The organism is Rhodococcus sp. P14, from assembly GCF_000256505.1.
Classification (GTDB): Bacteria; Actinomycetota; Actinomycetes; order Mycobacteriales; family Mycobacteriaceae; genus Rhodococcus; species Rhodococcus ruber.
The window spans coordinates 1-20,793 of the sequence record NZ_AJFC01000252.1 but is presented as its reverse complement, the minus strand read 5'-3'; the positions used below and the strand labels follow the sequence as shown (position 1 = coordinate 20,793).

The following is a 20,793-nucleotide window of genomic DNA, read 5'->3' as shown; positions in this document are numbered from 1 at the left end:
CGACGAAGGTCAGCCAGAAGTGCCACTTGCCGAGGCGCTCGTCCATCAGCCGCCCGGTCATCTTCGGGAACCAGAAGTAGATGCCGGCGTAGGTGGCGAACACGATGGTGCCGAAGAGCACGTAGTGGAAGTGCGCGACGACGAAGTACGAGTCGTGGACATGGAAGTCGAGCGGCGGGCTGGCGAGGATGACGCCGGTCAGGCCACCGAACAGGAAGGTGATGATGAACCCGACCGAGAACAGCATCGGCGTCTCGAACGTCACCTGCCCCTTCCACATGGTGCCGATCCAGTTGAAGAACTTCACGCCGGTGGGCACCGCGATCAGGAACGTCATGAACGAGAAGTACGGCAGCAGCACGGCGCCGGTGGCATACATGTGGTGCGCCCAGACGGCCATCGACAGGGCACCGATCGCGAGGGTCGCGTAGACCAGGCCGGTGTAGCCGAAGATCGGCTTCCGGGAGAAGACCGGGATGACCTCGGAGATGATGCCGAAGAACGGCAGCGCGATGACGTACACCTCAGGGTGACCGAAGAACCAAAACAGATGCTGATACAAGAGCACCCCGCCGGTGGCCGGGTCGAAGATGTTCCCGCCCAGTACCCGATCGACCATCACCCCCATGAACGCGGCCGTCAGCAGGGGGAAGATCAGCAGGATCAGGATCATCGTGATGAAGATGTTCCAGGTGAAGATCGGCATCCGGAACATCGTCATGCCCGGGGCGCGCAGGCACACCACCGTGGTGATCATGTTGACCCCGCCGAGGATGGTGCCGAGACCGGCCACCGCGAGGCCGGTGAACCAGAGGTTGGCGCCGATGCCGGGGGTGTGCAGATCGTCCGCCAACGGAATGTACGACGTCCATCCGAAGTCCGGTGCACCGCCGGGAGTGATGAGGGAGGCGGCGACGACGGTTGCGCCGAACAGGTACAGCCAGTAGCTGAACGCGTTCAGACGGGGGAACGTGACGTCGGGCGCGCCGATCTGCAGCGGCAGGATGTAGTTCGCGAACCCGAACACGATCGGGGTCGCGTACATCAGCAGCATGATGCCGCCGTGCATCGTGAACAACTGGTTGTACTGCTCGTTGGACAGGAACTGCAGACCCGGGACGGCGAGCTCGCTGCGGATCAGCAGTGCCATCAGGCCGCCGATGAGGAAGAACGTGAACGACGTGACGATGTACATCAGACCGAGCATCTTCGGGTCGGTCGTGGTGACGAGTCGGTAGAACGTCGAACCCTTCGGCGCGTACCGCGGCGGGTACGGCCGGACGGCCTTCGTTTCGGTGACAACCATGGTGCCTCCTTGCGCTGCCCCGGGGCGGCGACGTCGCTGCGGCGCCGCGTGCTCCGTGAGGCCTCAGGGCATCCCGGAACCGCCGCGGCATCATGCGGTAGGTCGAGCGTAGCCGGACACAGCCGCGCACGGGAGGTTTTGCGTCGGCGGATTATGGCCCGGCGACGCGGGATTCGCGCCGGTTCCGGGAACAAACCCTTGCCTTCGTATGTTGTGAGTGGTACAAGAAAGGTGTAGCGGCAGACATAGATCGGCTGCTCTCCTCAACCGGCACGAAGAGAGTCTGTGGAGGTGGAAACGATGTTGATGCGCACCGATCCGTTCCGCGAGCTCGACCGCTTCGCGCAGCAGGTTCTCGGTACGGCGGCCCGGCCCGCGGTGATGCCCATGGACGCCTGGCGTGAGGGCGACAAGTTCGTCGTCGAGTTCGACCTGCCCGGTGTGGCCGAGGATTCGCTCGACCTCGACGTCGAACGGAACGTGCTGACGGTGCATGCAGAACGACCGGCGCGCGACCAGAGTCAGGAGATGGTCGCGGCCGAGCGTCCGCGCGGCGTGTTCAGCCGGCAGCTGTTCCTCGGGGAGAACCTCGACACCGACAACATCGAGGCGACGTACGACGCCGGTGTGCTGAGGCTGACGATCCCCGTGGCGGAGAAGGCCAAGCCGCGCAAGATCGAGATCGCGGTGGGCGACAAGAAGGCGATCGACGCCTGACCCACCGGTGTCCGCGGAGACAGTCATGGACGCACTCGACCTGATCGCCGAACCGCTCGTCGGGCCCGAAGAACCCGTCGACGGTGCGGACCTCGAGCTGCTCCTGCTCGAACTCGAGCTGGACATGCTCGAGGTGCCCCGGCCGCGATCGCCGGTGGACATCCCGGGATGCCGGGCCGCCGCAGTCCGGCCTCCGCGCGAGGCGGCATGCTCCCGGGGACCGCTCGGACGAGTCGGGACGCGAGCCCCGGGGGAAGTGGTGGCCACGCAGCGCTCTCCTCCGGGTCGTACCGGAAACGATCCCCGGAATCTCGTCGTGAAAGGACGGTGATGCGACGTCGCAGCAGTAGTGCGAGGCGCTGACGTGCGTGCCGCCCGCCCGGACGACAACCACGACGCGCCGAGCCGGTCACCGGCCCGCAGCCGGAACCGGTCGGCGCACCGCCGGTACTCGGCACACCCAGTGCGGGCCGCACCCGTTCATCGCCGACGCCCGGCGACCCTCTCCGTCGCGAGGTGGGTCGCCGGGCGTTCGCTCCTGTGGCCGCAGCGGTCCGTCGTGGGCGAACCCGCCGACGACGACACGAAGGAGGCGCAGCCGTGTCCGGCAGCGAACCCGATCTCTACGCGGCGCTGGACGTCTCCGATTCCGCCGGGCAGGCGGCCATCACGGCAGCCTTCCGCCGCAAGCTGCGCGCGCACCACCCCGACCTGCGCAACCCGGCCCTCCCGTACGGCCCGGACGAGGACGAGGAACTGCGCCGGATCGTCGAGGCGTATTCCGTCCTGCGCGACCCGGATCGTCGCGCGGAGTACGACCGTCGCCGCGCCGGCCCGGTCACCCGGTCCGCCGCGCGGTCCGTCCGCGTGACCGTGCACCGCCCGGACCCGACTCCCGCGGCCGATCCACCCATCCGGGCCGGACCCGTCCGCCGCCACCGGTGACCTTGCGACGCACGGGCGCGTCTCGCGGAGCCGGTCGCTCCCTCGCTCGGTCCGGCCGCATGGTTCATTCGCTCGGGTCAGGGGTACGGGGTTCGTGCTTTCCGCCGTAGGCGAGGGCCAGCAGGGTGCGTGCCCCGTGCGCCAGGGCTCGTTCGTCCAGTACGAAGTCGGGCTGGTGAAGATCGTGCCGCGGACTCGTCCCGTCCCAGACCCCCAGCCGCGCCATCGCGCCCGGGACGTGCTCGAGATACCACGCGAAGTCCTCGCCGCCGCTGGACTGTCCCGCCTCGGCGAGGTTCTCGAGGCCCACCACGGACTCGATCGCGGCGAGCATCTCGGCCACCGCCTCGGGGTCGTTGACCACCGGCGGAACGCCCTGCACGTACTCCAGTTCGTGGTCCACGTCGTAGAGGGCGAGCAGTTCGGCGACGCTGCGTCGCACCAGGGGCTCGACCGTCGCCCACGTCTCGTGCGACGCGCTGCGCAACGTGCCCACCAGTTCGCCTTCCTCGGGGATGGCGTTGCCGACGTGCCCGGCCCGAACCCGTCCCCAGGTCAGGACGGTGGCGGTACGGGCGTCGAGGCGTCGATCGAGCACCGATGCCAGACCGGTGACGAGGACGGCCGCCGCGTGGATCAGGTCCCCGGTCAGATGCGGACGGGCCGAATGGCCCCCGGGGGAGGACAACCGGACCGTGAGCACGGCCCCGGACGAGGTGATCGGGCCGGCGCGGGTGGCGAGCTTGCCCGCCTCGAGTTGCGGGGCGCAGTGCAGCGCGAAGATCCGGGACACCCCCTCGAGACCACCCGCCGCGACGACCTCGAGGGCGCCGCCCGGCGTGGTCTCCTCGCCCGGCTGGAAGATCAACCGCACCCGTTGCGGGGGTGGGTCCGCCGCGAGCACGGTGGCTGCCTCGAGCAGCATCGCGGTGTGGGCATCGTGCCCGCACGCGTGGCACACGCCCGCCACGGTCGATGCGTACGGCAACCCGGTGGTCTCGGTGAGCGGCAGGGCGTCGAGGTCGGCCCGCAGCGCGAGGCATTCGCTCGTGTCCGGGCCGACGTCGCACCACAGTCCGGTGCCCCCCGGCAGGGTCACCGGGCTCAGCCCGAGCGAGACCAGCTGATCGCGCACCAGCGCGGTCGTCCGGAACTCCGCGAACGACAGCTCCGGGTGGGCATGCAGGTCCCGTCGCCAGGCGACGACACGGTCGTGGTCGATCGTCATCCCTCGAGAACTCCGTCGGGTCGGTGACAACTACGGGCCGGTCGAGAGGGGACCGGTTCGTCAGTCAGTTCACCACGGTCGGGGCGACCACGTCCCGGTTCTCGCGTTCGGTGACGCCGTGTGCTCGTCGCGCCCAGGACTCGGCGCCCTCGCCACCTCGACGGCGATGCCCGCACCGAACCGCCGCTACGGCCACGCCGGTCACGAAAGGCCCGGTTCCCGCCCCACACCCCGGCGGGACGGGAACCCGGGGATCACCAGTCGTCACCGCCCCCGATCACCGGGGCCGTCGCCGGCGGGAGCTCGCCGATCACGGCGGTGCTGTTCGCCGCGGACACCAGGATCGCCGGACGGGTCCGCCGGGGCGTGTCGTCGTCCGCGCGTCCGGTGGCCGGGAGGGCGGCCGCGAGCGGATGACGGGCGGTCGAAGCCACGGTGGACACGGGAGCAGTCGCGGTGGACCGGGGGTTCGACGGGGCGCCGCCGAGACCGCCGACCGCGCCCCCGAGGGCCGCCGCGCCTGCCGCGCCCAGCGAGACACCGCCCCCGCCCGGTGCGACGCCACTCGCGCTGCTCGCCGGGGCGGTGGCGGCGGCGAGCGTCGGGGTCGCCGGTCCGGTGCCGCCTGCGAATGCCGCGGCCTGCGTCTGTGCGGGCAGATCGCCGGGCGCACCGGTCGCGGCGACGATCTCCACGGCCTTCGTGGCGGTCGCGGCGACGTCCGACGGAGCGGGCAGGCCGGGCGTGGCGACGGGCGCAGGCACGGTGATCGGCGCGGCGAGCGCGTTCATCGCCGCGGTGTGGCCGAGCAGTTCGCCGCGGGTACGCGCGACCACCGCCAGCGCCGCGGACACGTGCTCGGCGGCGGCGGTGAGCAGCGCGACCTGTCCCGGTGGTGTCAGCGCGACGGGCGCCGTCGCCGCGGCGAACGCCAGGAAGGACTGCGCGATTCCGCCGAGTTCGACGTTGCCGCGCTCGACACTGGCGGTCGCGGCGCGGGTGACCGCTCCGATCTCGTCGCCCCGCTCGCCCAGCTCGACCGCGCTCAGCTGTGCCTGGCGACCCTTGTCGAGCGCGGCCTCGGCGGGTGCCCCCTCCCACGAGTCCGGCAGTGCATGCAGTGCCGTGCGCGTCAGCGACGCCGCGCCCTCGAGCACCCGCGACGACTGCTGCAGCACCGCAGACGGGTCGAGCGCCTCGACGATCCCGGTGCCGAACAGGTCGCCCAGATCGCGCAGGGGACGCAGCAATTCGTCGATTCCCGGCACCGGTGGAACCGGAATCGACTGCAGCACCTCGGATAGTGCATCGAGCCCGGATTCCGGCGACCACGTCGGCGGGGCCGGGGCCGGCGCGGGCAGGGGCAGGTCGAGGACCGGGCCGGCAGGGGACGCGCGGAGCGCGTCGAGGACGGTGGGCGAGGCGACCGGCGCCCCCTGCGCCGTCATCGCGCGCCCCCGATTCCCGCGACGGCCGCGCCGAGACCCGCGGCGGTCGCCGCGTCGAGCGCCTCGTACCGGGCGGCGGCGTCGTGCGCGGCGACACCGCCGGACGCGTAGACGTACGCCAGCTGGGCGACGGCGCGAGTGTGTGCACCCTGCGCGACGGCGAACGCGGCGACGAAGTCCGCACCGATCAGGCCCATGGCCGGGCTCAGCGACGAGACATTCGCCTGCAGATCCACTCCGCCCGCACGGGCGACCTCCTCCGCGGCGCGCAGGGACGTGCTGCCGAACGCCCGCACCCCGTCGGGCACGACACGGACGCCGCCCCCCGTCGAGAACGAGCCGGCAGCGTCGAACAAACCGCTCATGATGACCCCCCAATCAGATTCGCGTGCGCAGCACTCTAACTCGAGGGGGCGACACGGGCGACGAGCGCGCGGGCGACGTCGCGCACGGGCTCTGTGGGGCCGGTGAACCCGAGCACGCGCAGGGCCGCCTCCGCCAGCACCTCCGGCAGGTCGGCGACGTCGTCCCTGCCCCCGTCCGCCCGGGTGTTGATGGCGGATTCGACCAACCGGAACGGCAGGTCGGCCCGGGGATCGTCGGCCTCGGCTCCGGCGGCGCGAGGGCCGAGGACGGTGACCGCGAGCCGGCGGTAGCACGCGCGCAGACCGGCCCGGGCGGCGTGGAACTGTGCGAACCGGTCGGTGCGGACCTCCGGGAGCAGATACAGCGCACCGAGATTCCACCGTCCCGTGACGAGTTGTGCGGTGTCGAACAGTGCCAGGGCGTACAGCCGTGCCTCGGCCGGCGCGTCGTCGCCGAGCTGCTCGCAGAACGACAGGGTGGGGGCGACGGTCTGCTCGAGCAGCGCCGCGAGGATGTCGTCCTTGGTGGCGAAGTGGTTGTACAGGGAGGCCTGCCGGACGCCGACGGCCTCGGCGACGAGTCGCGTCGAGGTGGATGCGAATCCGCGGGTGGTGAACAGTTCCGCTGCGGCGTCGAGGATCTCGGCGCGTGCGGTGGCACCGGGTCGGCGTGGCCCGTGCAGTCGAGGGCGTCCGGGGCGGGCATGGGTCACGCCGTCGACGATGGCACAGATCCGGCGACCGCGGCCGAGCGGGCGCGCGGTGAGCAGACCGTCACACGGTGGAAACGTCGGTCACGAACTCGTTACGCCGCGGTCATTCGGACAAGACGTGGCCTCGCGAAAACTGTCACTCGACAGTTTTTCGACGGTCATCCGGCCGCCGCACCGCGCACAGAAACGGACACCGCCATGAGCCTGACGCTCACCCGGCCGGCTGCCGCTGCACCGGCCGCCCCGCACCAGGACGCGGGCGACCTGGGCGAATTCGGCTACCAGCAACAGCTGCACCGCAACCTCGGCAGGTTCGCCTCCTTCGCCGCCGGCTTCTCGTTCGTCTCCATCCTCACGACCATCTTCCAGCTGTTCGGCCTCGGCTTCGGCTTCGGCGGCCCCGCCTTCTTCTGGACGTGGGTGGTGGTGTTCGCCGGCCAGTTCACGGTCGCCCTGAACTTCGCCGAACTCGCGGCGCGCTACCCGATCTCCGGGGCGATCTACCAGTGGTCCCGCCGGATGGGCGGCGAGGTGGTCGGCTGGTTCGCCGGCTGGTTCATGATCCTCGCGCAGATGGTGACCGCCGCGGCCGCCGCGATCGCCCTGCAGGTGGTTCTCCCGGCCGTCTGGAGTGGATTCCAGATCATCGGCGACGACCCGTCACTGACCTCCTCGTCCGGGGCCGCCAACGCCGTCCTGCTCGGGTCGGTGCTGCTCGTGCTCACCACGATCATCAACAGCATCGGCGTGAACTGGATGTCGCGGATCAACAGCATCGGCGTCACCTGCGAGATCGTCGGCGTCGTCGCCGTGATCGGCATGTTCTTCACCCATGCCGTCCGCGGCCCGCAGGTCGTCCTCGACACCGGCGTGCCCGGGGCGAGCCCCGGGTACGGCTGGGCCTGGATCGTCTCGGGTCTCATGGCCGCCTACGTCATGGTCGGTTTCGGCTCGGCCGGCGAACTCGCCGAGGAGACCCGCAACCCGCGGCGGGTCGCCCCCCGCACCATCCGCCTCGCCCTGTCCGTCTCCGCGATCGGCGGTGGCCTGATGATCCTCGGCGCCCTCATGGCCGCCCCCAGTCTCACCGACGGTCGCCTCGCCGCCGAGGGCCTGCCCTACGTGCTCGGCGCCATCCTGTCCTCGCCGTGGGGCACGCTGCTCCTCGTCGACGTGGCCATCGCCGTGTTCATCTGCACCCTGGCCATCCAGACCGCCGCGTCGCGCCTGATCTTCTCGATGGCCCGTGACGAGCGCCTGCCCGCGTCGAAGGTCCTGTCGCACGTCAACGCCCGCACCGGCACTCCCATCGCGCCGGCCGTGCTGATCGGTGTGGTGTGCATCGGCATCCTCGCGGTGAACATGGGCAACAGCGCGATCTTCGCCACCCTGTCGAGCGTGTGCATCGTGCTCATCTACCTCGCCTACCTGATGGTCACCGTCCCGCTGCTGCTGCGCCGGCTGCGCGGCCGGCCGCACGACGCCGCGACGACCGACGCCGACGGCAACCCGCTGTTCTCCCTCGGCCGATGGGGTCTTCCCGTCAACGTCCTCGCCGTCGCGTACGGCCTGCTGATGGTGATCAACCTGTCCTGGCCGCGCGCCGAGATCTTCGACCCGGACGGCACCATGCCGCTGCTGCAGTGGGCCGCGCCGCTCACCGTCGCCGCCGTCGTCGCCCTGGGCGCCCTGTGCTTCCCGCGCCGCACCGCGCACCCGAACCCCGTCACGATCGGAGCCCGAGCATGACCGACACCGCGACCACCCGCGCCGCGAAGGCACACGCCCGAGCGCAGGCCGGCACCGTCACCGCCGGCATGCCCACCGTCCCCGCCTCGGCGCACCCGACCCCACCCGGCGGCCGCACGGCCCCCATGACCTGGGCCGAGACCGTGCCCGGCGGCCGCTACACCACCAAGGTCCTCGCCCGCGGCACCCGGCTGCGCCTGCGCGACCTCGACGGCGCCGCCTGCGCCCACCTGCTGCTCTTCCGCGCCGACGCCCCGCACGAGCGCCTCAACGTCGCCGACACCGTCAAGGTGCCGTGGCAGGCCTACCTCGGAGTCGGACATCCGCTGCTGTCGGACCAGGGCCGGGTGCTCGCCACCGTCGTCGCCGACACCTCCGGCCGGCACGACGCGCTGTGCGGCACCACCCACCTGGCCGGGAACACCACGAAATACGGTGCGGGCAGCCTGCATTCGCACGCGCCCGCGGGTCGGGAGCTGTTCACCGTCGCCGCGGCGAAGCACGGCCTGGCCCCCCGCGACCTCCCGCCGTCGCTGTCGTTCTTCCACGGCGTGCACGTCGGCGGCGACGGCGCGCTGACCAGCACCGGCAGCGCCGGGGCCGGAGCCTGCGTCGAGCTGCTGATCCACCTGCCGGTCATCGCGCTGATCGCCAACACCGCCCACCCCCTCGACCCGGCGCCACGTTTCTCCACCACGACCCTCGAAGTGCTCGCCTGGCACGCCCCGCGCGACCTCGACGCCCTGCCGAACACGGACCCCGAATACCGGCGCGCCGTCCTCAACACCGAGGACGCCTGGATCGCCGCCACCGGAACGGAGCACTGATCATGACCTCGACCCTCGACCTGCCCGCCCTCGTGCCCGGGACGGTGATCCGCGACGAGATCGCCGGCGCCCGCGGACCCTGGTCGGCCGTCGTCGCCGCCGGCGACGTGCTCACCGTCGTCGACCTGCACGGCAACCAGGCCGTCGACACCCTGATCTACGACGCGCACGACACCGCCGTCCGCTACAGCGCACCCGCCACGATCGCTGCCCAGCAACACCTGTTCCTCACCACGGGATCCGTGCTGCGCGCCGGCGACGGCGAGGCCCTCATGACCCTCGTCGCCGACGAGGTCGGCAATCACGACACCGTCGGCGGCGCCTGCTCGCAGGAATCGAACACCCTGCGCTACGGCCACCACACGAAGCATCAGCACGCGTGCGTCGAGAACTTCCTCGCCGAAGGCGCCCGGTGGGGCCTGGGCAAACGCGACCTCGTCTCCAACATCAACTTCTTCATGAACGTGCCCGTCGACCCCGACGGCACCCTCGGCATCGTCGACGGCCTGTCCGCCCCCGGCAAGCGCCTCGCACTGCGCGCCGACCGCGACGTGCTCGTCCTCGTCTCCAACTGTCCGCAGATCAACAACCCGTGCAACGGTTTCGACCCGACCGAGGTGCGGATGATCGTCACCCGACCGGAGGCTTGCCCGTCATGACCACCAAGATCACCGTCGACCGGCCCGGCATGCTCACCACCGTCCAGGACTACCCCGGACGCACCGGCTACTGGCAGATCGGGGTCCCGCCGTCCGGCCCCATGGACGACCTGTCGTTCCGCCTCGGCAACGCCTCGCTCGGCAACCCCGACGGGGCGCCCGGTCTCGAATCCGTCATGGCCGGGCCGGCACTGCGCTTCACCGACGCCACGCGGGTGTGCGTCACGGGTGCCCCGGCGACCGTGCGGGTGGACGGCACGGTGGTCCCGCAGTGGCGCCCCGTCACCGTCCCCGCCGGTGGCGTGCTCGACGTCGGAGCCCTCGCCGGCCCCGGGCTGCGCGTGTACGTACTCGTGCAGGGTGGTCTCGACGTCCCCGAGTTCCTCGGCAGCGCAGCGACGTTCACGCTCGGGCGGTTCGGTGGTCACGAGGGGAGGACGCTCGCCGAGGGGGACGTGCTCGTCGTGGGGGAGTCGGCGAGCGGCCCGGCGGTCCCGGTTCCCGCCGAGCACGTCCCGGCCATGACCACCCGCTGGGACATCGCCGTCACCGAAGGTCCGCACGGTGCCCCGGAGTTCTTCACCCGCACCGACATCGACACGATCTACGCCACCGAGTACGAGGTGCACTTCAACTCCGACCGCACCGGTGTGCGGCTCGTCGGGCCGAAGCCGCGGTGGGCCCGGCCCGACGGCGGGGAGGCGGGGCTGCACCCGTCGAACATCCACGACAACGCCTACTCCGTCGGCGCCCTCGACTTCACCGGCGACACCCCCATCCTGCTCGGGCCCGACGGGCCGAGTCTGGGCGGATTCGTCTGTCCCGTCACCGTCGTCGCGGCCGAGCGGTGGAAGCTGGGTCAGCTCGCCCCCGGGCACCGGGTGCGGTTCGTCCCGGTCCGGGCCGAGCACGCCGCGTCGCGGCGGGCGCTGGGGGTGGCCCGCCGGGCGGGGCTGTCGCTGGTGGTCTCGCCCGGTGGGGACGGCGACGACGGCGTGCTCGCCCGTCGCGACGGCGACACCCCGGTGACCTATCGGCGCAGCGGGGACGACAACGTCCTCGTCGAGTACGGCGACATGACCCTCGATCTCGCGTTGCGCGCCCGGGTGCACGCCCTGCACCAGCGGCTCGACGCCGAACGCCCCGCGGGTCTGCTCGAGCTCACCCCCGGCATCCGGTCGCTGCAGGTCAAGGTCGATCCCGACGTGCTGCCGGTGCCGGCGCTGCTCGACCTGCTCGCCGACGTGGAGGGGCAGCTCCCGGCGAGCGACGAGCTCGTGGTGCCGAGCCGGCAGGTGCGGCTGCCGCTCTCGTGGGACGACCCGGCCACTCGTGAGGCCATCCAGCGGTACATGCACGGGGTGCGGGCGGATGCGCCGTGGTGCCCGTGGAACATCGAGTTCATCCGGCGGATGAACGGCCTCGCCTCGGTGAACGACGTGTTCGACACCGTCTTCGCCGCCGACTACATGGTGCTCGGCCTCGGTGACGTGTACCTCGGGGCGCCCGTCGCGACGCCGCTCGACCCGCGGCACCGGCTGGTGACGACCAAGTACAACCCGGCGCGGACGTGGACGCCGGAGAACGCCGTCGGCATCGGTGGGGCGTACCTGTGCATCTACGGGATGGAGGGTCCGGGCGGCTACCAGTTCGTCGGCCGCACGACGCAGGTGTGGAACCACCGGCATCCGCAGCCGGCTGGGCCGTTCGAGGCGGGAACGCCCTGGTTGCTGCGCTTCTTCGACCGGATCTCCTGGTATCCCGTCGAGCCGGAGGAACTGCTGGACCTGCGCGCCGACCTCGCCGCCGGCCGGGGCGGGGGAGTCGAGATCGTCGACGGCACCTTCTCGCTCGCCGAGCACGAGCGGTTCCTCGCGGACCACGCCGCGTCGATCGACGCGTTCCGGCGGGTGCAGTCGGTGGCGTTCGGCGCCGAACGTGCCCGCTGGGAGGCCGGAGGCGCATAGCGCCGGTGTGCCCTTTGGGCTGCTGGGACAGCCCAAAGGGCACACCGGCGGCGCAGCCGCCTGCGCTTGACTGCGATTAGCACGTATGTTCGACTGTCTGCATGCGGTGGGCGGCACAGACTCTCGACGTCGACGACGGCGCGCTCCCGGGTCTCGAACGGGCCGGGCTCGTCCGCAGCGTCCGGACCCCCGAATTCGACGGCATCACCTTCCACGAGGTGCTGTGCAAGAGCGCGCTGAACAAGACGCCCGAGGCCTCACAGCTGCCGTTCCGCTTCACCGTCAACACCTTTCGCGGGTGCTCGCACGCCTGCCGGTACTGCTTCGCCCGGCCGACCCACGAGTACCTCGACCTCGATGCGGGCCGCGACTTCGACAGCCAGATCGTCGTCAAGACCAATGTCGCCGCGGTCCTGCGCCGCGAACTCGCCCGACGGTCGTGGAAGCGCGAGCACGTCGCCCTCGGCACCAACACCGACCCGTACCAGCGGGCCGAGGGCCGCTACCGGCTCATGCCCGGTGTCATCCGTGCCCTCGCCGAGTCCGGCACCCCGTTCTCCATCCTCACCAAGGGCACGCTGTTGCGCCGCGACCTGCCGTTGCTCACCCTGGCCGCCGGGCAGGTCGACGTCGGGGTCGCGGTGTCGCTCGCGATCGGCGATCCCGAACTGCAACAGCAGATCGAGCCCGGCACGCCCACACCGAAGGCGCGGCTGGACCTGATCCGCGCGATCAGCGACGCCGGCCTGCCCTGCCACGTCATGGTCGCCCCCGTCATCCCGTGCCTCACCGACTCGAGCCGGCACCTCGACGACCTGCTCGGCGCGCTCTCCGCCGCCGGGGCCACCGGCGTGACGGTGCTGCCGATGCACCTGCGCGGCGCCACCCGCGGCTGGTTCCTGTCGTGGCTGGGCCGGGAACATCCGGCCCTGATCCGGCGGTATCGGCAGATCTACGGCCGCGGCGCGTACGTCTCGCCGGAGTACAGGACGTGGCTGAAGGGCCGCGTCGATCCCCTGGTGGCCCGCTACGGACTCGGCGCACGCGTGACCGAGCACCGGTGCCCGGCCGCGGCATCCCCGCGGCCGGGCACCGCACCGGCGGATCCCACGCTGTTCTGAATCAGGTGGTTTCCGGGACCCGGACGGCGACGTCGTCGTTCGCTTCCACCGACGGCGCTGGACGACGGCGCTGGCGGTAGATCCCGACACCGACGACGACGGCGGCGAGGGCCGAGGACGTCAGCATCTGACTGCGCGTGCTCTCCAGGGCGACCATGCCCACGCACAGCGCGACGATCGCGGCAATGGTGACCCAGGTGAGGTAGGGGAACAGCCACATCTTCGGTGACAGCTCCCGGCCCTGGGCCTCGAGGGACCGCCGCATACGCAGCTGCGATGCCGCGATGACGAGCCACACGAACAGCGCGATTGCGCCGGAGGAATTGACCAGGAACAGGAACACCGTCTCGGGGTAGAGGTAGTTCAGGCCCACGGTGAGGAATCCGACCACGGTGGAGACGAGAACCGCGTTGCGCGGCACCCCGGACCGCCCGATGCGGGCCATCGACGGCGGGGCGTCCCCGCGGCGCGACAGGGAGAAGATCATGCGGCTGGCGGTGTACAGGCCCGAATTCAGGCACGAGAGCACCGACGTCAGCACGATGACGTCCATGATGGTGGCGGCCGCGGGGATGCCGTAGGAGTCGATGACCGCCACGTACGGGCTCAGCGCCACCGAGGCGTCGTCCCACGGCAGCAGGGTGACGACGACGGCGATCGAGCCGATGTAGAAGATCAGGATCCGCCACACGACCGACCGCACCGCCTTGCGCACCGCCTCGGCGGGGTTGGCGGACTCGCCGGCGGCGATGGTCGCGATCTCGGCTCCGAAGAACGAGAACACCACGACGAGGACGCCGGCGAGCACGGCACCCGTCCCGTTGGGGAAGAAGCCGCCGTGACCGGTGAGATTGCTCATTCCGGGCGCGTCGACGCCGGGCAGCAGGCCGCAGATCGCGAGGACGCCGAGCACGAGGAATGCGACGATCGCCGTCACCTTGATCGCGGCGAACCAGAACTCGAACTCGCCGAACGATTTGACCGACGCGATGTTGGTCAGCGTCAGCACGATCATGAGCGCCAGCGCCCACGTCCACTGGGGCACGCCGGGCATCCAGCGGTTCATGATGACCGCGCCGGCGGTCGCCTCGATGCCCAGCACGATGATCCAGAACCAGGCGTAGAGCCATCCGATGGAGAAGCCGGCCCACCGCCCGATGGCGCGGTCGGCGTACGCCGAGAACGACCCGGTCTGCGGATTGGCCGCCGCCATCTCGCCGAGCATGCGCATCACGAGCACGACGACGACCCCGGCGAGTGCGTAGGCGACCAGCACGCCGGGGCCGGTCTCCCGGATCGCAGCGCCCGAGCCGACGAACAAGCCTGCACCGATGACTCCCGCGATCGCGATCATCGACAGATGTCGCTTCTGGAGCGTGTGCCTCAGTCCGGGTTCGGCACTGTTCGACATGGGATCCCCTTCACAACCAGGTTCGGTATCGAGTGTGATGCACCTCTCGACTGCCTGAGTCTGAGGTTCCGCGTCCGGCGCCGTAATGGACACATCGGCGAGCCGAGGGGTCCGAGGCTCGACGAAACGGCAGATGAGCGCCCACGGCCTGGGGTTTTCCGGCGGTCCGGAGGGCCGCGCGCGGGCCGACTTAACGGGAAGTTAACGGACGCCGTCCGGGCAAAGTCGGCATTTCGCCCGGCGGCCGTACCGCCGCACGGCTACCGCGGCTCGGCTCGCTCCCGCACCAGGATCCACCGGTTGACACCGCCGCGCCTCCGGTACGACAACTCGTCCAGCGCCGCCATGGCGATCGCCAACCCGCGCCCCCGCTCGGCCAGCGCATCCGGCAGTTCGACGGCCTCGAGATCCACCCGGGCCGGCCGCCCCTCGTCGGTGAATTCGGCCTCGAGGCGCTCGGGGAGCGCACGCAGCTGCAGGCTCATCGACACAGCCTGCCCGAGGGCGGCGTGCTCGATGATGTTCGCCGCGATCTCGGCGACGGCGATCTCGAACGGGAAGCGATCCGCGTCCTCGACACGCCCCGCGGACATCATCTCCTCGATCAGTGCGTGCACCCGGGTGAGCGTGTCGGCGTCCGTGACGGTCGTCAGGGTCCAGGAGCGTGTGCCGTCGTCAGTCGCCATCGAACGCGGCGTCCGCGGAGTCGTAGGTGCGCAGCACCCGGTCCAGGCTCGTCAGCGACAGCACGCTGCGCACCTGGGCCGTAGGCGACGCCAGCCGAAGATCACCGCCGGCCTGCCGGGCGGCCTTGAGCCCGGACACCAGTGCCCCGAGCCCCGAGGAGTCGATGAACTCCGTGGCGGCGAGGTCGACGACCACCCGGGCGGACCCGCTGTCGACGAGGTCGCGCAGCTGTTCCCGCAGCCGTGGTGCGGCGACCATGTTCAGTCGGCCCTCGGGCCGCACCACCACCACGTCCGAGCCGGTGGTGCGGGTTGCGAAGTGCGTCATCCGTTTCCTTCCGTGTCGGGCCCGCGGTAGCGGACCGCCGGTATCACCACACTGAGGATCGCCAGGTCGAACAGCACCCAGAACAGGTTGACGCCGACGCCCAGCACCGAGCTCGCACCCAGATACAGGCGCACCACGCCCACCGCCGACGCGAGCACCAGCAGCACCATCGCCGCGATCTGGTAGCGCACCTTGCCCCAGGGCGGCCCGGCACGGCGCTGCCGCGTCTTCGGGGTCACCGCGAAGTCGAGGGGCTTGTGCAGATACACGTTGCGAAACGCCGTCCAGCACGCCTGGATCCACACCGGGAACAGCGCCAGACTGTACTGCTGCCCCCGCCAGGTCGGGGTGCCACGACTGACGACGACGAACAGCACCTGGTTCAACAGCAGGAACGGGACGAGCCGGCCGAAGAAGTCCCAGCTGTAGGCCTGCACGGGCAGGACTCCGAAGATCAGGTAGATCACCGGCGCGGCGATGTAGGCGAGGGCCGCGAATCCCGCGAGGTAGCTCCACATCGTCGCCCAGTACATCAGACGCTGCGCGATCGTCAATCCCCGCTGCACGAGCGGATTCTCACGCAACATCACCTGGATCGTGCCCTGCGCCCAGCGCAGCCGCTGGGTGAGCATCGTGCCCACGTCCTCGGGCGCGAGACCGTGCGCCAGCACCTCGTGGTGATAGACCGACTTCCAGCCCATCCCGTGCAGGCGCATCGACGTGGCCATGTCCTCGGTCACCGAGATCGTCGCCAGCGCCAGCGTCGGCTCCGCCTCGTCGTCGCGGCTGACGTCGACGGCGCGGATCATCGTGCGAATCGACTCGAGCGCCCCGAGCGGCGACCACTCGCGGTCGGCGAGGCGCGACAACGTCGTCTCGTCGAGCAGAACTCCGTCGGCGTCGGACCCGGGGGTGGCGGTCAGGGCGGCGATCGCCTCCAGGTCTGCGCGGATCGATCCGGCGTCCGCGTCGACCACGGCACGTGCGGCCTCGTCCACGCTCTGCTGGAACCGGTAGGTCACCTCGGCGAGCGGCTGTCCCTGCCGGACCGCCGCGCGGGCTGTGCGCACGGCCACCCGCACCGAATCGAGGGCGGCGAGAACCTCCGGCTGGTTCGCGCCGAGCTCGGATCGCGCCCGGTCGAGCACCTTGCCGGCCGTGCGCAGCGCCCGCACCACGCCCTCCTCGACGGCACGGACGTAGCCGGTGATGCCCAGCTGCATCAGCGCCTCGCGGCGCAGGATCGCGTTCGAACCGCAGAAGAATGCGGCATTCCAGCCGTCCTTGCCCTGCTGGATCGGGCCGTAGAACAGCGGGGCCTGGCTGCCCAGCGGATCGGACTCCGGCACGTTGACGAAGTACTGCGGCGTCTGCACCAGGGCCGTGCGCTCGTCCTGGAAATAGCCCAGGGTGCGGTGCAGGATCTCCGGGTCCGGCACCTGATCTGCGTCGAGGACGAGGATGAACTCGCCGTGTGTGTGCAGCAGGGCGTTGTTGAGGTTGCCCGCCTTGGCGTGGCGGGGCTTGTTCGTCCAGCTGGCCGCCCGCGTCATGTATCGGACGCCGAGTTCGGCTGCTGCACTTTGTAATTCGGGTCGCTCACCGTCGTCCAGGATCCAGGTCTCGTGCGGGTAGCGGATGCGCGCCGCGGCCTCGGCGGTCCGTGTCACCAGGTCGACCGGCTCGTTGTAGGTGGTGATGAAGACGTCGACGGTCAGCCCGTCCGGTGCGGCCGGCGGCGCGGCGCGCCGTCGCCACCGCCACATCGTGAGCCCGAACAGCATCGAGTCGATCAGGCTGTACGTCTCGGCGACGACGAGAGGCACCGCGATCCACCACGCGGACCAGTTGACGGAGAACAGCCAGCGCCACACCACGTAGTTCAGGCCGAGCAGTACCGTCGCGGCGATCAGGATCCGCAGGCCCGGCGACGGGTAGCGGTCCGCGCCGGCCGCACTCACGCGTCCTCGCAGCGACGCACGGCGACGACGGTGACGTCGTCCATCGGTGCGTTCCCCTCGGCCAGTGCCCGCGCCGCCCGGGTCAGGTCGTGCGGCGTCGCATGTTCGGCCACGAACCGGTACAGGGCCGCCCGGTCGCTGTGCTCGTCGAGCAGGTCGAGCAGCCCGTCGGAGCAGATCACCAGCGTGTCACCGGGTTCGAGGCGCGTGCACTGCGCCTGCCACGATGTCTCGCGGAGCACGCCGACGGGTAGCCCGGTGCCCGCCAGCGGCGCCACGGAGCCGTCCGTGCGGCGGATCGCGGCCAAGCCGTGCCCGGCGTCGACGTAGTCCACCGACCCGCTCGCGAACTCGACGGCGGCATGGAACACGGTGACGAAGGTGCCGGTGTGCTCGCAGTCGTCCGTGAGGTTCTCGGCCGCGGCGCTCAACGCGGCGCCCGTGTCCAGGACGCTGCATGCCTCGGCGTGGCTGAACCGCTCCATCACCCGGGACGCGCCGCGGAACGTGGAGCGCACCGCCGAGGACAGGATCGCCGCGCCGAGGCCCTTGCCCATCACGTCGGCGACGGTGACGACCAGTCCGCCGCGCAACAGATAGTGGTCGTAGAAGTCGCCGCCGACCACGAACGCCGGAATGCACACAGCCTGCACCTCGTATCCGGGCAGCCCGGTCAACGGTCGCGGCAGCAGCTGGGACTGCATCGCGGCGGCGCGATCGAGTTCGTCGGCGCGCTGCAGTTCCCGCTGCGCCCATTCGGCGAGTTCGGCGAACGCGTCGAGCTGGTCGGGTCCGAGTGTCCGCGGCTCGGTGTCGTAGATGCAGAACGTGCCGACGGGATGACCCGCCGGACCGTACAACGGGTAACCCGCGTAGAAGCGGACGCCGTCGTCGCCGCCGACCCCGGGAATGCCGGCGAACCGGGGATCGGCGGCGGCGTCCTCTACGATCAGCGTCGGATCACCGGGGTGACGGTAGATGCGCGCAATCGTGGTCTTGCACATGCTCTCCTCGCGCGGCACCTGCACGAGGTCGAGCCCCTGGAGGGACTTGAACCAGAGCCGGTCCCGGTCGAGCAGCGCGACACTCGCCATGGGCACCCCGAACACGTGCCGGGCCATGCGGGTGATGTGGTCGAACCGGTCCTCCGGCGGCGTGTCGAGGACCTCGAGCCGTTCGAGGTCGCGCACGCGCTCGTCCTCGAGGTCGTCGGGGATGTGCGAGGTGTCGGTCGTCATGTCAGCGCTGCCTCCGCTGCAGGGCCTCCGCCAGCGCCGCCGCCGATTCCGGGGTACTCGCCAGCCGCCAGTCGGTCTCCTTGTCGTGATCGAACCAGACGAACGCCGCGACGTCCGCTCGATCGTCGAGAAACGAGATCAGGTCGGCGACCCAGTCCGGCTTCGACCCGCCCACGTCGGTGCTGCCCACCTCGGTGACCGCGATCGGCTTGCCCGGCGCGATCCGGCCGAGTTCGTCGAGGGTCTCCTCGAACAGCTCCCGCGGCGACGTCCAGCGGCTCCACGGCTGCGTGGCGCCCCAGTTGTACCCGTCGACCCCGACCACGTCGACGTACTCCGCCCCCGGGTACAGGTCCGCGATCGCGCTGCTGCCCTCGAACGAGACGTTCGGAGCCCACACCCATTTCACGTTGGCCACCCCTTTCGACGCGAACAACTCGTGCACGTGACGCCACGCTGCGACGTAGACGTGCGGCGGTGTCCCCCCGGTCGGACTCCAGGGGTACCAGGTGCCGTTCGGCTCGTGCGCGAAACGCAGGTAGACGGTCGAACCCCACGCGGCGAGCTCGTCGGCCCAGCGGTAGAGGTAGTCGTCGTGCACGCCCGCCACGATCGACGCCATCGTGAACTCGCTGCGCTCGTACCGTCCGTCGCCGAGCCAGCGCCACGGCTCCCACGTGACGATCGGGTCGGCGCCCAGCCGCCGTACCGCGGCGAGTCCGGCGACGGGCGGCGGTGAGGCGAAGTCGGAGAACGACAGCACCACGGTCGGGGGAGTGCCCGCGATCTCGGCGACCCGTTCGAACTCGTCGACGGCGGTCGGGCCGCCGGGCGTACTCACACCGAATCGCAGGCACGCGCCCACCGGCTCGTGCAGCGGCGTGACCACGGCGCCGCAGTCGACGGCCGGCGCGCATCCCACGGCCGCCGACACCGCGACGGCGAGACCCGCCGCGACCGACGCCGGGCGAGCATGTCCGCTTCTCACCGTTCCACCCTCGCATCCCGGACGAACCGCCGCCGGGTTTGCGGCTTCTCGATGCGAGACGACCCGCGTCGATGCGGGGTTCCCGGATCCGTCGGCCGTGTGCAACACGATGCAACGCTGGCCGCACCCACCCCCCGTGCGGTGTGCTCTGAGTCACAAGCCGTTCAGGACGAGGAGCACGCAATGACCGACACACTGACCCCACCCGACGCCGCGCTCGCCGGACCGCAGGAACGGGTCGACGCCTGGCTGGCCGACTTCGAGGCCGCGCTGGCCGCGCGGGACGTCGAGGCCGCCGCGGGCATGTTCGCCACCGACAGCTTCTGGCGCGACCTGGTCGCCTTCACCTGGAACCTCAAGACCGTCGAGGGCCGGGAAGGCGTCGCAGACATGCTCCACGCGCGGCTGCACGACACCGACCCGAGCGGGTTCCGCACCACCGAGCCGCCCACCGAGGACGGCGGGGTCGTCAGCGCCTGGATCGCCTTCGAGACCGCGGTCGGCCGCGGCGTCGGGCACCTGCGGCTGAAGGACGAGGGTGCCTGGACCCTGCTGACCACGATGCAGGAGCTGAAGGGGCACGAGGAGAGCAAGGGTGTCCGCCGGCCCAAGGGTGTGCAGCACGGCGCCGACCGCAACCGCGTCACCTGGTCCGAGAAGCGCGAGGCCGAGGAGCGCGAACTCGGTTACACCACCCAGCCGTACGTCGTGATCGTCGGCGGCGGCCAGGGCGGCATCGCTCTCGGCGCCCGTCTGCGCCAGCTCGGCGTGCCCGCGCTCGTGCTCGACAAGCACGACCGGCCCGGCGACCAGTGGCGCGGCCGCTACAAGTCGCTGTGCCTGCACGATCCCGTCTGGTACGACCACCTGCCGTACATGCCGTTCCCCGAGAACTGGCCGGTGTTCGCGCCCAAGGACAAGATCGGTGACTGGCTCGAGATGTACACCAAGGTCATGGAGGTGCCCTACTGGTCCAAGACCACGTGCACCTCGGCGTCCTATGACGAGACGACCGGCGAGTGGACCGTGAACGTGGTCCGCGACGGCGAACCCCTCGTGCTGAGGCCGAAGCAACTGGTACTCGCCACCGGCATGTCCGGCAAGCCCAACATCCCGACCTTCCCCGGCATGGACAG

20 protein-coding genes are annotated in these 20,793 nt (G+C 70.8%); 9 read left to right on the top strand and 11 right to left on the bottom strand.

Annotation, left to right across the window (positions count from 1 at the left end; translation table 11 throughout):
• On the bottom strand, positions 1 to 1,306 hold a 1,306-nt coding region (locus OEY_RS0118025), incomplete at its 3' end, for a cbb3-type cytochrome c oxidase subunit I (protein ID WP_010595224.1).
• Positions 1,307 to 1,606: 300 nt separating this feature from the next.
• Between OEY_RS0118025 and OEY_RS0118020 the strand changes: the two genes are divergently transcribed.
• The 3 genes from OEY_RS0118020 to OEY_RS0118010 all read left to right on the top strand — a co-directional run bounded on the left by OEY_RS0118020 (position 1,607) and on the right by OEY_RS0118010 (position 2,968).
• Positions 1,607 to 2,023, top strand: coding sequence for an Hsp20/alpha crystallin family protein (locus OEY_RS0118020; protein WP_010595223.1), 417 nt, complete (start codon positions 1,607 to 1,609; stop codon positions 2,021 to 2,023).
• 25 nt (positions 2,024 to 2,048) lie between these two features.
• Complete coding sequence (locus OEY_RS0118015; RefSeq protein WP_010595222.1) at positions 2,049 to 2,354, top strand: hypothetical protein; 306 nt, start codon at positions 2,049 to 2,051, stop codon at positions 2,352 to 2,354.
• Between the two features lie 269 nt (positions 2,355 to 2,623).
• On the top strand, positions 2,624 to 2,968 hold the full coding sequence (locus OEY_RS0118010; RefSeq protein ID WP_010595221.1) for a DnaJ domain-containing protein: 345 nt from the start codon (positions 2,624 to 2,626) through the stop codon (positions 2,966 to 2,968).
• Positions 2,969 to 3,032: 64 nt separating this feature from the next.
• Here OEY_RS0118010 and OEY_RS0118005 read toward each other — a convergent pair whose 3' ends face one another.
• The 4 genes from OEY_RS0118005 to OEY_RS0117990 form a co-directional block, all read right to left on the bottom strand.
• Positions 3,033 to 4,196, bottom strand: coding sequence for an amidohydrolase (locus tag OEY_RS0118005; RefSeq protein WP_010595220.1), 1,164 nt, complete (start codon positions 4,194 to 4,196; stop codon positions 3,033 to 3,035).
• 254 nt (positions 4,197 to 4,450) lie between these two features.
• Entirely contained in the window at positions 4,451 to 5,644 is a 1,194-nt protein-coding gene (locus tag OEY_RS0118000) for a hypothetical protein (protein WP_010595219.1), read from the bottom strand.
• Positions 5,641 to 6,009 (bottom strand): type VII secretion target, encoded by a 369-nt coding sequence (locus tag OEY_RS0117995; RefSeq protein WP_010595218.1) that lies wholly within the window; start codon positions 6,007 to 6,009, stop codon positions 5,641 to 5,643. Before OEY_RS0117995 ends, OEY_RS0118000 begins: the two co-directional genes overlap by 4 nt.
• A gap of 35 nt (positions 6,010 to 6,044) precedes the next feature.
• Positions 6,045 to 6,722 carry a TetR/AcrR family transcriptional regulator gene (locus OEY_RS0117990; RefSeq protein WP_010595217.1) on the bottom strand — a complete coding sequence of 226 codons (678 nt, stop codon included), beginning with the start codon at positions 6,720 to 6,722 and terminating at the stop codon, positions 6,045 to 6,047.
• 198 nt (positions 6,723 to 6,920) lie between these two features.
• Here OEY_RS0117990 and OEY_RS0117985 point away from each other — a divergent pair, with 198 nt between their 5' ends.
• From OEY_RS0117985 to OEY_RS0117965, 5 genes are all read left to right on the top strand, one after another.
• The gene (locus tag OEY_RS0117985; RefSeq protein WP_010595216.1) at positions 6,921 to 8,471 is read left to right on the top strand and encodes an amino acid permease; all 1,551 of its coding nucleotides are present in this window, start codon (positions 6,921 to 6,923) and stop codon (positions 8,469 to 8,471) included.
• Positions 8,468 to 9,298, top strand: a complete 831-nt coding sequence (locus OEY_RS0117980) for an urea amidolyase associated protein UAAP1 (protein WP_010595215.1) — start codon at positions 8,468 to 8,470, stop codon at positions 9,296 to 9,298. Before OEY_RS0117985 ends, OEY_RS0117980 begins: the two co-directional genes overlap by 4 nt.
• A gap of 2 nt (positions 9,299 to 9,300) precedes the next feature.
• Positions 9,301 to 9,957 (top strand): urea amidolyase associated protein UAAP2, encoded by a 657-nt coding sequence (locus OEY_RS0117975; RefSeq protein ID WP_010595214.1) that lies wholly within the window; start codon positions 9,301 to 9,303, stop codon positions 9,955 to 9,957.
• Positions 9,954 to 11,924 (top strand): 5-oxoprolinase/urea amidolyase family protein, encoded by a 1,971-nt coding sequence (locus tag OEY_RS0117970; protein ID WP_010595213.1) that lies wholly within the window; start codon positions 9,954 to 9,956, stop codon positions 11,922 to 11,924. Before OEY_RS0117975 ends, OEY_RS0117970 begins: the two co-directional genes overlap by 4 nt.
• A 101-nt stretch (positions 11,925 to 12,025) precedes the next feature.
• Positions 12,026 to 13,045, top strand: a complete 1,020-nt coding sequence (locus OEY_RS0117965; RefSeq protein WP_010595212.1) for an Rv2578c family radical SAM protein — start codon at positions 12,026 to 12,028, stop codon at positions 13,043 to 13,045.
• Between the two features lies 1 nt (position 13,046).
• Here the strand turns inward: OEY_RS0117965 and OEY_RS0117960 are convergent, their stop codons facing one another.
• The 6 genes from OEY_RS0117960 to OEY_RS0117935 all read right to left on the bottom strand — a co-directional run bounded on the left by OEY_RS0117960 (position 13,047) and on the right by OEY_RS0117935 (position 19,657).
• Positions 13,047 to 14,456 (bottom strand): amino acid permease, encoded by a 1,410-nt coding sequence (locus OEY_RS0117960; RefSeq protein ID WP_010595211.1) that lies wholly within the window; start codon positions 14,454 to 14,456, stop codon positions 13,047 to 13,049.
• Between the two features lie 260 nt (positions 14,457 to 14,716).
• Positions 14,717 to 15,142, bottom strand: a complete 426-nt coding sequence (locus tag OEY_RS0117955) for an ATP-binding protein (protein WP_010595210.1) — start codon at positions 15,140 to 15,142, stop codon at positions 14,717 to 14,719.
• A complete protein-coding gene (locus OEY_RS0117950; RefSeq protein ID WP_010595209.1) occupies positions 15,132 to 15,470 on the bottom strand; it encodes an STAS domain-containing protein in 339 nt (112 codons plus the stop codon). Before OEY_RS0117950 ends, OEY_RS0117955 begins: the two co-directional genes overlap by 11 nt.
• Positions 15,467 to 17,431, bottom strand: coding sequence for a glycosyltransferase (locus tag OEY_RS0117945; RefSeq protein ID WP_010595208.1), 1,965 nt, complete (start codon positions 17,429 to 17,431; stop codon positions 15,467 to 15,469). The genes OEY_RS0117950 and OEY_RS0117945 overlap by 4 nt, the downstream gene beginning before the upstream one ends.
• Positions 17,428 to 18,669: a PP2C family protein-serine/threonine phosphatase gene (locus tag OEY_RS0117940; RefSeq protein ID WP_010595207.1), complete on the bottom strand. Its 1,242-nt coding sequence runs from the start codon at positions 18,667 to 18,669 to the stop codon at positions 17,428 to 17,430. The genes OEY_RS0117945 and OEY_RS0117940 overlap by 4 nt, the downstream gene beginning before the upstream one ends.
• 1 nt (position 18,670) lies before the next feature.
• Positions 18,671 to 19,657 (bottom strand): glycoside hydrolase family 26 protein, encoded by a 987-nt coding sequence (locus tag OEY_RS0117935; RefSeq protein WP_017681691.1) that lies wholly within the window; start codon positions 19,655 to 19,657, stop codon positions 18,671 to 18,673.
• Positions 19,658 to 19,840: 183 nt separating this feature from the next.
• Between OEY_RS0117935 and OEY_RS0117930 the strand changes: the two genes are divergently transcribed.
• On the top strand, positions 19,841 to 20,793 hold a 953-nt coding region (locus OEY_RS0117930; protein WP_010595205.1), incomplete at its 3' end, for an NAD(P)/FAD-dependent oxidoreductase.